Here is a 12,411-nt window from a genome sequence, read left to right on the forward strand (position 1 = left end):
GAGAGCGCCCATGCCGATCTCCGCGCTATCGCCCCTGGTGCTGGGCGTGATGCTGCTCACGTTGGTGCTGGCGCCGTCCAACGATGCCGCGCAGGTCAGGCCCGCCGCCGTCGCCGGCAGCTTTTATCCCGCCGACCGCGACGAGCTGAGCAAGACGGTGGACGGCCTGCTCGCCGCGGCCCATGGCGCGCCGGTGCAGGGACACCTCTGGGCGATCGTTTCTCCGCACGCTGGATATCAGTATTCCGGCGCGGTGGCGGCGCATTCCTACGCGCTGCTCAAGGGCCAAAACTTTCGCCGTGTGGTCGTGATCGCGCCCTCGCACTATGAAAGTTTCGCCTTCGCTTCCATCTACGACGGCGACGCTTACTCGACTCCACTCGGCCAGGTTCCCGTCGACAAGACGTTCGCCGCGAAGCTGGCCCGCGCCACCCCAGCGCTGCGGCTTTCCAGCCGCGGACACACACCTTCTCGCGGCCAGTCGGAACATGCGCTGGAGGTTCAACTGCCGTTTCTGCAGCGCGCACTCGGCGACTTTCAACTGGTCCCCATCGTGATGGGCGAGCAGAGCTATGCGCTCAGCCGCGCGCTCGGCATTGCGCTCGCCAAACTCAGCACCCCGGACACGCTCATCGTCGCCAGCTCCGACCTCTCGCACTTCCATAAGTATGAGGAGGCCAACGCGCTCGATCGCAAGCCCCTACGCGCCGTGCAAGCGTGGGATTACTTCAGCCTGAGCCGCAACTTCGCCGCGGGCGCGTGGGAAGCCTGCGGCGGCGGTCCCATCGTCGCGGCCATGATCGCCGCCGAGCATCTCGGGGCCACCGAGGCGGCCCTGCTCAAGTACGCCAACAGCGGCGACGTCACCGGCGACCGCAGCCGCGTAGTCGGCTATGCAGCCGCCGCGCTGGTGCAGCCGGCGTCGCATCGTCCAGCCAAGTTCGCCGATTACTCGCTCCCCCAGCGCGACCGTGCAGAGCTGCTGAACCTCGCGCGCCGGTCGGTGGAAACCGCAGTGCGCCAGCGCACCATGCTCGACTCCGTTGCGCAGCCGGATTCCGACTTGCTGCTGGACGAGCGCGGCGCCTTTGTCACCCTCACCAAGCGCGGTCAGTTGCGCGGCTGCATCGGTTACGTCAACGCGCTCAAGCCACTCTACTTGACGGTCCGCGACGTCGCCGCCTTCGCCGCGATGCGCGATCCGCGCTTTCCGCCGGTCGCGCCGGCAGAGCTCGGCGACCTGGAATACGAGGTCTCGGTCCTCTCCTCATTCCGCCGCGTCACCGATGTGAAGCAGATCGAAATCGGCCGCCACGGCCTGTTCATCAAGAAAGGAGATATTGAAGGCGTGCTGCTGCCGCAGGTGCCGGTGGACGAGCGCTGGGACCGCAAGACGTTCCTTGAGCAGGTCTGCCGGAAAGCCGGCCTCCCGCCCAATGCCTGGCGCGATGATGACACCGACCTGTTTATGTTTACCGCGCTCGTGTTCGGGGAGCGCAGAGCCTCTAGCGTCGCGCCAACTGACCCGCCGTTGTGGACACCGGCAGCGCCGCCAACGCCGGCCCCAGTGCCACCGCCGCGATAACAGCCGCACACTCCAACATCCCGAACACGGGAACCAGGTACGCGCTGACCACGATCGCTCCCGCGAACGCGCCCACCAGGTCCATGGCGTAGAGCGCGGCGGGGTTGGGCCGCTCGTCGTCCACTCGCGCGAAGAACACGCGGCTCGCGACCTGGAACTGGTATCCGCCCAGAATGCCGAACGCCAGCGCCAGCGCCGGAAACAGGAGCTGACTCGCCAATAACAAGCCGCTGCCGCTGGTCATCGTGGTCAACCATTGCAACACCGCGTACAGCAGCAACGGCGACATTGCCGCTGCGACTTGCAGTGCAGGCAACGCCCAGTCGTTCACGTGTTCGCTGCGGGCGGACCTTCCATCCCGCAGCATCAGCCAGCTTCCTGCCGCCATGCCCGCCATGAATGCGGCGATCACAATTGCGAGCTGGTGATACACATAGCCGTAGATCGCCTGAAACCCAAGTAACAGCAGGATCTCGACCGCCATCAGCACCATTCCCGTCGCGCCCACGCACAGGCCCGCAATTCCCTTGCGACGCCGTCGCCGGAAGCGCATGGCAACTGCGAACACCGCCACCGGGAGGACCGCGACCAGCAGCACGCCGGCAAACTTCACGCCCGCCAGCCACGCGAACAGTTGGCGGTACCGCGCGTCGAAACTGGTGCTCCACAACATCACCGCGAAGTAGTACGCAGCCGGCGACAAGTCCCGGTTGATCGCAACCGCTCCCGACGAGTGCAGTGCACTCTCCAGTTCGCGCATGCGATCCGGCGCCATGCGAAACGGGAGGTAGTATTCCCGCACATACTGCGTCCGGATGCCTCGCTCGCGCAGCCGCGCCAGCAGCGTTTCTGGCTCCGCGGTCAGCAGGCCCGGGCGGTTGGCGGCAAAAAAGTGGACGGTCTCCCCTGGAATCACCACCGTGTCGGGGAACACGCTGCGCAGCGTGCCATGAATGCAGCGCAGGAAGTCGCCGAGGTCGGGGCTGATGTAGTTTTCCGCGCCGCGCAGTTGCAATGCGAGGAGCCCGCCTGCATTCAGCTTCCCGGCCGCCTCGGCAAAGAACTCGCGCGTGTAAAAGCGATTGAGCTGCGCCGTCTGCGGCTCCGGCAGGTTCACGATGATGACGTCGAACCGCGATCCGGTGGTCTTCACGAACAACCGGCCGTCAAGATGGTGCACGCGCACCCGCTCTGAGCGCAGCGCCGCCGACTGCTCGGGGAAATATCGCTCCGCCAGCAACAGGACCGTCGGATCCAGTTCGACGTACTCGATGCGCGCCAACGTCGGGTGCTGCAGCGCCTGGCCGAGGCTGCCGTTCATTCCTCCTCCGATCAGCAGCAGGCTCCTCGGCGCCGGATGTTGCAGCAGCGCGAGATGAACCGTTTCTTCCGCGCTCGCCGCGTCCTCGGCATGGAATGCGACCAGTCCATTTTCATAAACGCTGCGGGTTGATTCCGTTTCCACGACGTCCAGGCGACCGTAAGCCGAATCAGCCGACGCGACCGGGCGCAACCTTCGCCACAGCATCGCCTGCGATGCGCGTTCCAGACCCGGCACGATCCACGCCAGCGAGGCCGCGATCACGGCAGCCAGCGCGGCCGCGATGATCCGCCGCCTTGGACCGCGCTGCACGGTTAGCCAAACCGCGCAACCGGCGTTCACCATCAGGACGAGCAACGCGATTTGAAACGCACTGCCGTGCCGGATCAGCACCAGGCTGGCGAGCAATCCGCCAGCGCACGACCCGACCGCCTCCAGCAAGTAGACCTTGCCCGTCGCGGTCGCCGACGATGTCCCGCATTCGTCCGCGTACAGGCGGCTCGCGGCGGCAAACAACCATCCCGACGACGTGCAGAATGCCGCCAGCGCAATGACCGAGGTAAGCAGCATCGCGCCCGGGCCCAGCAGTTCTCCGGGAGTCACTCGGAACCAGACTCTGGCCGAACGCACCAGCACGATCGTTGCCGGCAACGAGACTCCGGCTGCAACTTGCAGGAGCGCTACCAGCCACCGAGGTCGCAGGCGCAGTCGCAACCGGCCCAGTGCGCCTCCGCCCAACGCCGTCCACAGCAGCCATGTCGCAAGCATCAGGCCCAGGGACATCTCATTGCCGCAGAACACCACTACCAACTCGCGCATGAGCACGATTTGTGCGATCACCGCCGTGAAGCCGATGCACACGGCTGCGGCTGTTGCCTCAGGCGCAACTCGCGGCACAGAAACGAGGGCCGCCTCCGGTGCCTGGCCCATCCGAACCTGCATACGGATTCCTGCCCGAATCATACGCGGTCGACAGGAACCTGGCTGTGATGGAAATCCGCTGCCGTGGTACCGGCTAAGGGAAGGATTGGATACAGAGGAAGTGTACCCGGGCCTCGCCGGGGCCACTGCCTTTTGCACACTAAATCGCTGGGCCCTCTCAGCTTGCTTTAACTGGGAGCGCGCATTCCGGTCGCCTCGATCGTATTGAAATCGCGCATCGCCGGATTTGCATCCCCATCCGCACACTGGTGCGCCTGCAACACGCGCACGCGATGCGCGATGCCGAGCTGACGATAGGCATCCGACAACAGCTTCCCGATCGCAGGCGCGTTTCGCTGTGCGAGAGCGACCACCGAGGGTCCCGACCCGCTCAAGCAGACGCCCAACAGATCGGGATGCGTGAGCGACAGCGCCGTCTCCAGACCCGGCACCAGTGCCTGCCGAAATGGCTGGTGCCAGCGGTCGCGCATCGCCTCATGGAGCAACTGGTAGTCTTCGGCGTGTACTGCCTGCAGAAACAGGGCGACGCGCTGCAGGTTGAACACCGCGTCCGCGCGATTCAGTTGCGACGGGAGCGCCCGCCGCGACGCCTCCGTCTTCAGCGCAAACTCCGGTGTGAGCACCGCGAACTCGACGCGCTCCGGCCAGTGTGAAGCCGCCGCCAGCACCGATCCATCCTGCAATTGACAGCTCACCGTCAAGCCGCCGAGCAGCGCCGCTGCCGCGTTATCAGGATGCCCTTCCAGTTCGGACGCGGCCGCCAGCAACTCGTTCGCCGGCAGGGGGCCGCACAGCAGTTCAAAAATGCGCAGCCCCGCGATGGTAGCGGCGGCGCTGCTGCCCAATCCCGATCGCATCGGGATCTCGCTTCGGACCTCCAACTGCAAGCCCGGAAGTTCGACCCGATGGCGCTCCGTCATATAACGCAGCGCGCGTTCGATGGCGTTATCGCCTCCGACACATTGGTCAACAAAAATGCAGTGCACCTCGCCCATGCGTTCCGGACGCAGCTTGAGGATGCGCACCCGTAAATACAGCCGCACCGCCACGGCTACCGTGTCCAGACCGGGCCCGAGATTGGCCACCGATGCGGGCACGCAAATCGCGGCGCCTTCAAAATTACGGTTCATTTCCATTGCACCGCCCTCTCCATCCGCGGCGCCACGCACACTCCCGCCGCCACCTGTACCGTCGCGTGCCGCCGTGAAATGTAGTCGGTATCTTTCAGCGCGTGCCCGGTAAGCATCGCCACCACTACCGCATCGGAGCCCAGCACGCCGCGGCAGCGCAGCTTGCGCAGCCCGGCCAGCGTAGTCGCCGAAGCCGGCTCGCACCCGATGCCGTCGCGCCCGATCATCGCTTTGGCGTCGCTGATCTCTTCATCGCTGACGTCGGCTACCAGACCGTCGGTAAAGTGCAGCGCGCGCAGAGCTTTGTTCCACGAGCGCGGCGAGCCGATGCGGATCGCCGTCGCCTCCGTCTCCGGTTCTGCCATCGGTTGCAGCTCCTCGCTTTTGTTCTTCCAGGCGCGCGCCAAGGGATTCGCGCCTTCCGCCTGGATGACGATCAGCCTCGGCACTATCTCGATGAACCCGTTCGCCTTCAGCTCCGCAAGCGCCTTGCCGAAGGCCGCCGTGTTCCCCAGATTTCCGCCAGGCAGCACGATGTAGTCCGGCGGCCTCCACTGCAATTGCTCTAGCAATGAAAAGATCGCGGTTTTCTGTCCCTCGATGCGATACGGGTTAATCGAATTCAGGAAGTACATCTCCGGTCCCGCGCCGGCGAGCACAACTTGCAGCGCCCGATCGAAATTGCCCTCGACCTCCTGGATCTCCGCTCCGTAATCCAGCGACTGCGCGAGCTTGTTGTGCGACACCGCGCCAGCCGGCAGGTACACCCGCGCTCTGATCCCCGCGCGCGCCGCGTACGCCGCCATCGATGCCGCCGTGTTGCCCGTGGAAGCGCAGGCGACTTCACGCGCGCCTCGGTGCTTGGCGTCGGTGATGCCCACCGTCATTCCCAGGTCTTTGAAGCAGCCGGTGGGATTCCATCCCAGGTGCTTGAAGCTGAGGGCTTTTAATCCACACCACGACGCGGTCTTGCCGGCCGGCACCAGCGGCACGTTGCCTTCGCCCAGCGTAACCACTTCATTCGGCGCGTACGGTCCAGGCAGAAATTCCCGGAACCGCCACACGCCACTGCCATCACGCGGATCAAAAGAACAACGCCGCTCCAGCCACATGCGTTTGAGCACCTCGGGATCAAGCAACGGCACGCCCAAGGCCAGTTCCAACAGGTCGCCACAGCGCGGGCACAGGAGCGCACGATCTTCTCCCTCGACCCGGGCCGCACAATCCGGATTGCTGCACCGCAGATACATCACTCTCCCTCCGATAAAACCGGCAAGCTGAGCGGCGGCTTCACCAGGAAATCCAGCGGTCGAATTTTCTCCAGCGCTTCTTCCAGCACCGACGCGCGGCATGCCTCAAACGCGATCAGGAACGGCAGGCTCGACTTCGCGTATCCGGGTCTCTGCAGGATGGAATCGATGTTGATCTGGTGCTCGGCAAAAACCGACGCCAGTGCCGCGATGATTCCCGGGCGGTCGTTCACCGTGAACCGCACATACTGCCGCGACGCGAAGTCACTGCTGATCTGTTTCGGCTGCTGCGGTTCGGCGGCCGCAAGTCCCGCGCCGTTGCCGTTCGCCTTGGCGATCGCTTCCAGGTCGGAAACCACCGCGACCGCCGTGGGATTTCCGCCCGCGCCGAATCCGGAATACACGGTGTCGCCTCCGAACTCTCCCGTCGCCACCACCAGGTTCTGGTTTCCCTGCACGCGCGCCAGCGGTGACGAGAGCGGAACCAGCGCCGGCTGCACCGACGCGAACAGGCTATCGCCGTTTCGCTCCGCGCGGGACACTTGGCGGATGGTGCAGCCGAGCTCGTGCGCGTACTCGAAATCCACCGCTTCAATCTCGCGGATGGACCGGCACATCACAGCGCCGGTTCGCAGTTGCACCTGCAATCCCACGCGCGCCAGAATTGCCAGCTTCGCCGCCGCGTCCAGGCCGTCCACGTCTTCGCTCGGATCCGCCTCCGCAAATCCCAGCTTCTGCGCTTCCTTCACGGCTGCGGCAAACGAGATGCCGGCGCTTTCCATCTGCGTCAGCACGTAATTGCACGTGCCGTTCAGAATGCCGCGAATCTTGAGCAGCCGGTCGCCGGCGAGACCATCCTGCAGCGCCGACACGACCGGAATCCCGCCCGCGACCGACGCGCCATAACCAAGATGGCGGCCCATGCGGTGCGCCAGCTCCATCAACTCCGGGCCGCTGTGCGCGATCAACTGCTTGTTGGCCGTGACCACCGACTTGCCACTCTCGAGCGCTCGTCGGATCCAGTCTTCGGCGGGTTGCAGGCCTCCAACCAACTCGACCACGACGTCCACGTCAGCGGCGAACACGTCATTGACGTCGTCGGTCCAGCGCACTTCCGGCGGCAGCCACGGAGCCCGCTCGCGATTGACACTGCGGCTGCACACATGCGTCAGCAGCACGCGTCCGGCGCGTTCGCAGAGCACTTTGGCCACCGACCGTCCCACCGTGCCGAAGCCGATCATCGCGATCTTGCACCGCGCCTCTCGCTGCTGCGGCTTCGCCTCCAGCAGCGCGGGTTTGCTCAAGTGACGCGCCATTCTCACCGGTTTTTGCAGCGCTCGTGAACCCATAACTCCGGCCTGCTTTCCAGCGCGGGACGATTGAACAACGACGCCTCACGCGCTTCCCCAAGATCATCGACAACTTCTCCGAAATTTCTTCCCAACAAAAAACCCACCGCGTGTCGGGCGGTGGGTTCGGGGTTTGTTGCCGTGATCTTTTCTTACCCGTCCTCCACCGTCAGGCGTGAAATGCCTGTACCCGCTGTCGCGGATGTTGTCACGCCGGACGTGCTGACGATGTAGGACATAAGCAAAGTAAATATAAAGGAGACCGCGGAGTCACCGGAAACGGAAGTTTTCGATTTATCCAATCGAAAAAACGGGGACATGCGCGGTCACTCCGTGAACAGCAGTTCCTTGGCGCGGCTGGCGGCCTTCACCACGGCTTTGATCAGGGTTACGCGCAGCTTGCCCTCCTCCAACTCGAGGATGCCGTCAATGGTGCATCCCGCCGGCGTGGTGACGGCGTCCTTGAGCAGGGCGGGATGGTCGCCGGTATCGAGCACCACCCGGGCCGCGCCGAGGGTGGTTTGCGCCGCCATCAGCGTGGCAGTGTCGCGCGGCAGGCCGACCTTGACGCCGGCTTCGGCGAGCGATTCCAGGATGATGTAGATGTAGGCGGGGCCGCTGGCGGAGAGCGCGGTGGCGGCATCCATGTGCTTCTCGTCCAGGACCACCGTTCTTCCCACGGCGTCGAACAGCAGGCAGGCGGTGGCGAGGTGATGCGAGTCGCTGTGCGAGCCCTTGCAGACCGCCGTCATTCCCGTGCGCACGGTGCAGGGCGTATTGGGCATGGCGCGGATGATGGGCATACCCGGGGGCAGCGATTTCTCCATGTAAGCCGTAGGCACGGAAGCGGCGATGGAAATCAGTAACTGCTTGGTGGTCAGCACGGGCGCGATTTCTTCCAGCACCGGGCGAACGGTCTGCGGCTTGACGCAGACCAGCACGATGTCGGCGCCTTGGACCGCCTCGGCGTTGTCAGTGCCGACGGCGATATGGAGTTGCTTGCGCAGCTTCTGCGCGCGATCGGCATGCTGCACCGAGGCGCGGGCGTGCTCGGGCAAGAGCAAGCCCTGGTTGAGCAGCGCCTGCAACAGGATGGTTCCCATTTTGCCCGCGCCCAAGATCGCGATGTGCTTCTTGCGCAGGACAGCCTGTTCGGGTTTTTCTGGCCGCATCATTTTGATTGGAGTGTACCTGTCGTAACGCGTTCCTGGATTCAGGACGGACTGAATTTGATCCAGAAAATCCAATTCTCGCGAACGAAATTCTCGATTGTACTTTTGCCATCGAGCCGCGGTATGAAGGAACTAGGAAAACGCAGCGGAGGGAACCCAGTATGAAGTGCCCAGAGTGCCACGAGGACTACACTCCCGACAATCCTTGCTCCTGTCACGCGTCGCTGCGAGTTCCCCCTCTCCAGCCAGGGCCGCTGCACGTTTGCACCGAGGATGAGATGTCGCCGGCGATGGCGCCGACTGGCCTCTCCAACCCATTCTGGAAGCACTGAGCCGAGCATCCATCCTTAACTCTTAGACTAATAACTCCGTACCAGAGGTGTTTACCCACCCCCCTCCCCTGAAGGGCTCAAGGTTCACGGCGCAAGGCTCACGGCAAGAACCAGTTGCAGCGATACTGCCGCTCGGATACCGCATGGGATATCCACGGTATCCCTTGGGTTGCCTGAGAGGATGGCATGTACCGTAGAGTTAACTTGTGCATCCCTCGGCGATGCGGTTATTGTTGTCAAAGAGCTAAACAAGGTACCAGCAAACACCGACACCTTGGCGCATTGTGCGCATTCCCAGCATAGCGAGTACGGAGGGAGATGTCTGTGACATTGGAGGAAATATTTTGTGAAAAATTTCCGAACTGGAAATCCGGGGGAGTCAGGCCTTCGGTTTCGCAGGGCAGGCGCTCGCGCATCAGGACAGTTTGGGGTTGTCCTGCGGCTCGACGGCAGGCTGCAAGCCGAACTTCTCCATGCGGTAGATCAAAGTCTTGCGGCTGATGTTCAGATACTTGGCGGCCTGGGTTTGGTTCCAGACGTATTTCTCCAAGGCGCCCAAGATGAGTTCCTTCTCGACACCTTCCAAGTCGATACCCTCGCCGGGCAGCTTGAGGCCGATGCTTGCCGCGCGCGATTCCATTCGCTGTAGCTCAGCAGGCAAGTCTTCCTCGCGAATGACCTCGCCCTTGCCGAGCACGACCAAGCGCTCGATCACGTTCTCCAACTCACGAACGTTTCCCGGCCAGCCATAATGGGAAAGCTTTTCCATTGCCTCATCGGAGACTGTGAGGGTAGGCAGGTCATAACGTGCCTGGAACGTGTGAAGAAAGTGCTGCACGAGCAGGGGAACATCTTCTCGCCGCTCGCGGAGCGGCGGTATGTCAATCGTGACGACACTCAGGCGATAAAACAGGTCATCCCGGAATTGACTGTCTTCCACGAGGTTTCTTAGATTGCGATTGCTCGCCGCAACGATCCGCACGTTGACCTTGATGGGCCGCGGATTGCCGATTTTGTCTATTTCGCGTTCCTGGATGACTCGCAGTAGCTTCACCTGCATCGTGAGCGGCAACTCTCCAATTTCATCCAGGAAGATCGTGCCTTCGTTCGCCGTCTCAAATTTGCCGGCTTTATCGGCGGTGGCGCCGGTGAACGAGCCCCTGCGGTGGCCGAACAACTCGGATTCAGCCAGCGTCTCAGGGAGGGCTCCACAGTTCACAGTGATGAATGGCTTGCCGGCACGAAGACTGTTCTGGTGGAGAGCCTTGGCGAGCAGTTCCTTGCCGGTACCAGATTCTCCGGAGAGCAAGACGGTGGAATCGCGGCGGGCAACTTGGCCCGCAATCTCAAGCACATTGCGCATTTTGCGTGACTGCGCAACGATGTTGTCGAAACGAAAGGTGCTGCCGGCCAGGTTGCGCAGATAACGATTCTCATCCACCAACTGCTGGCGTTCGAGCGCCCGGCGGACCGTAAGCTTGAGTTCGTCGCCGTTCAGCGGCTTAAGAACATAGTCTGCCGCTCCGAGCTTCATCGCTTCGACGGCATCCGCGACCGTTCCGAATGCCGTGATCAGGATGACGGGCGCCTCGGCGTTCGCCGCCTTGATCCGGCTGAGCAGGTCGAGGCCGCTGAGGCCCGGCATACGTATGTCCGTGATCACCAGCGATGGGGCATTCCGTTCAAACACTTCAAAGCCAGAACTCCCGTCGTTTGCGGTGACGGCGGCATAACCTTCTTCTTGGAGCCAGAATTCAACCAGGCGCCGCTGGCTCGCGTCATCGTCCACCACGAGGATGAGGGGCTTGGAACTCACTTATGTGCCTCAGCGGCATCGGCGCGTAACGGCTCGGTTATCGGCAGGACCACGCTGAACGTCATCCCATTTGTTCGGTTACGACGCGGTTCGATTCGGCCACCGTGTTGGCTAACGATCCGTTCGGCAATTGAAAGACCTAGTCCTGTCCCCTCGTCCCTGGTTGTGAAGAATGGATTGAAGATTCTCTCCAAGTTCTCATCGGCGATTCCGATGCCCTGATCTTGTACTTCGAGGCGGAGGTTGACACCGTCGGCTACCGCGCACAACATGACCTCGCCTCCTGCCGGCATTGCCTGAATTGCGTTGATGGCCAGATTGAGCAACACCTGCTTGATCTGCTCCTGGTCTATCGAGGTTGCAGGAATGTCGGAGGCGGATTCGACGCGGACTTGGACCTTCCCCATCTTTGCCGTCTCGGCCACCAGCTTGGAAACGGACTCAAGAAGGAGCATCGGATCGGTGGGTATTCGCCGCGGAGGTTGCGGACGTGCGAAACGAAGGAACCGATTGACGATCCCTTTGAGGCGGTCGAGCTCGCGCTGTGCAAGCTCTCCAAATTCTTCCTTGGTCTCGTCCTCAAGTTGCTTGCGCCGGAGAATCTGCACTGCGCCTTCAATCGAGCCAAGAGGATTTCGGATCTCATGGGCCAGTCCTGCGGAAAGCTCTCCCATGGCGGATAAGCGGTCGGCGCGACGAAGCTGCTCAAAGGAAGCCTGCAGCCGCTGATTCGCGTCGGCTAAATCCTGGGCCATTTGTTCTGCTTTTTGGCGCTCTAGGTCCGCTTTACGACGCTGTGCCCGTTCGTGGTCGGCCAGAATGCCCGTCAGCAGCGTTATTACGAAAAACATACCGACTTCAACCTTCTGAGCGGCGCTGTATTCGGGGTTCACGGTCCAGGACATCTCGATGTGGGGAATATAAAGAATGCTCGTAATGGCAGAAGCAATTAGACCGCCACGCCAGCCATACCACACCGCCATCATCAGCAAAGGCACATAGTAAGCACGCTGCAACAGAGGGTGGAGCCAGATATGTGTCGTCGGTGTGCGGTAGTGCAACAGCGAGATCAGGCCGATCGTCGCAAATAACACCACGACGCGCACTAGGGTTTTTCGAGACATACAAGTAGACCGTCTTGAAATTTTATAGCACTGCGAGCTGCCTGACCTGCGTTGCCCCAAATCGTCCAGCGCTGCCCGAAATCAGGCAGTGATGGTGGCGCGTTCCGCACATGTAGCCATGGCAAGTTGCTGAAAGCAAGGGCTGCCCCGCTCCCAGCCCGGCTGCTTACGCAGATGCACTCTGTGGAAGCACCGGAAGAACAAAAACCGGTGGTGCAACGAACTTGTGACCACCTACATTCCACCGCAGCCGCGAGGGTGTCCCATCCATAGTTGAAGGTTGAGGGGCGGTTCTCGACCCGGCTCTTGATAGAGTCGGGTTGGAAACTTTCTCAACGAAAGGAGAACCGCCTTGAAGCGAAGCTACCACACCCTCAGCACTTTGGGAAA

Annotated in this window: 8 protein-coding genes; 1 reads left to right on the plus strand and 7 read right to left on the minus strand. The window is 62.4% G+C overall.

What is annotated here, in order from left to right; genetic code table 11:
- The first annotated feature begins 10 nt into the window (after window positions 1-10).
- On the plus strand, window positions 11-1,585 hold the full coding sequence (gene amrB, locus LAN64_16100; GenBank protein ID MBZ5569359.1) for an AmmeMemoRadiSam system protein B: 1,575 nt from the start codon (window positions 11-13) through the stop codon (window positions 1,583-1,585).
- Here amrB and LAN64_16105 read toward each other — a convergent pair.
- The 7 genes from LAN64_16105 to LAN64_16135 all read right to left on the minus strand — a co-directional run bounded on the left by LAN64_16105 (window position 1,506) and on the right by LAN64_16135 (window position 12,003).
- The gene (locus tag LAN64_16105) at window positions 1,506-3,836 is read right to left on the minus strand and encodes a fused MFS/spermidine synthase (protein MBZ5569360.1); all 2,331 of its coding nucleotides are present in this window, start codon (window positions 3,834-3,836) and stop codon (window positions 1,506-1,508) included. The genes amrB and LAN64_16105 overlap by 80 nt on opposite strands.
- A gap of 179 nt (window positions 3,837-4,015) precedes the next feature.
- On the minus strand, window positions 4,016-4,978 hold the full coding sequence (gene thrB / locus LAN64_16110) for a homoserine kinase (protein MBZ5569361.1): 963 nt from the start codon (window positions 4,976-4,978) through the stop codon (window positions 4,016-4,018).
- A complete protein-coding gene (gene thrC / locus LAN64_16115; protein MBZ5569362.1) occupies window positions 4,975-6,228 on the minus strand; it encodes a threonine synthase in 1,254 nt (417 codons plus the stop codon). The genes thrB and thrC overlap by 4 nt, the downstream gene beginning before the upstream one ends.
- Complete coding sequence (locus LAN64_16120; protein MBZ5569363.1) at window positions 6,228-7,544, minus strand: homoserine dehydrogenase; 1,317 nt, start codon at window positions 7,542-7,544, stop codon at window positions 6,228-6,230. Before LAN64_16120 ends, thrC begins: the two co-directional genes overlap by 1 nt.
- 359 nt (window positions 7,545-7,903) lie before the next feature.
- Window positions 7,904-8,749: a pyrroline-5-carboxylate reductase gene (gene proC / locus LAN64_16125; GenBank protein ID MBZ5569364.1), complete on the minus strand. Its 846-nt coding sequence runs from the start codon at window positions 8,747-8,749 to the stop codon at window positions 7,904-7,906.
- A 747-nt stretch (window positions 8,750-9,496) separates the two neighbouring features.
- Complete coding sequence (locus LAN64_16130) at window positions 9,497-10,897, minus strand: sigma-54 dependent transcriptional regulator (protein MBZ5569365.1); 1,401 nt, start codon at window positions 10,895-10,897, stop codon at window positions 9,497-9,499.
- Entirely contained in the window at window positions 10,894-12,003 is a 1,110-nt protein-coding gene (locus LAN64_16135) for a sensor histidine kinase (protein MBZ5569366.1), read from the minus strand. The genes LAN64_16130 and LAN64_16135 overlap by 4 nt, the downstream gene beginning before the upstream one ends.
- Between the last annotated feature and the right edge of the window lie 408 nt (window positions 12,004-12,411).

The sequence above is a fragment of the Terriglobia bacterium genome, from assembly GCA_020073185.1.
GTDB lineage: Bacteria > Acidobacteriota > Terriglobia > Terriglobales > Acidobacteriaceae > JAIQGF01.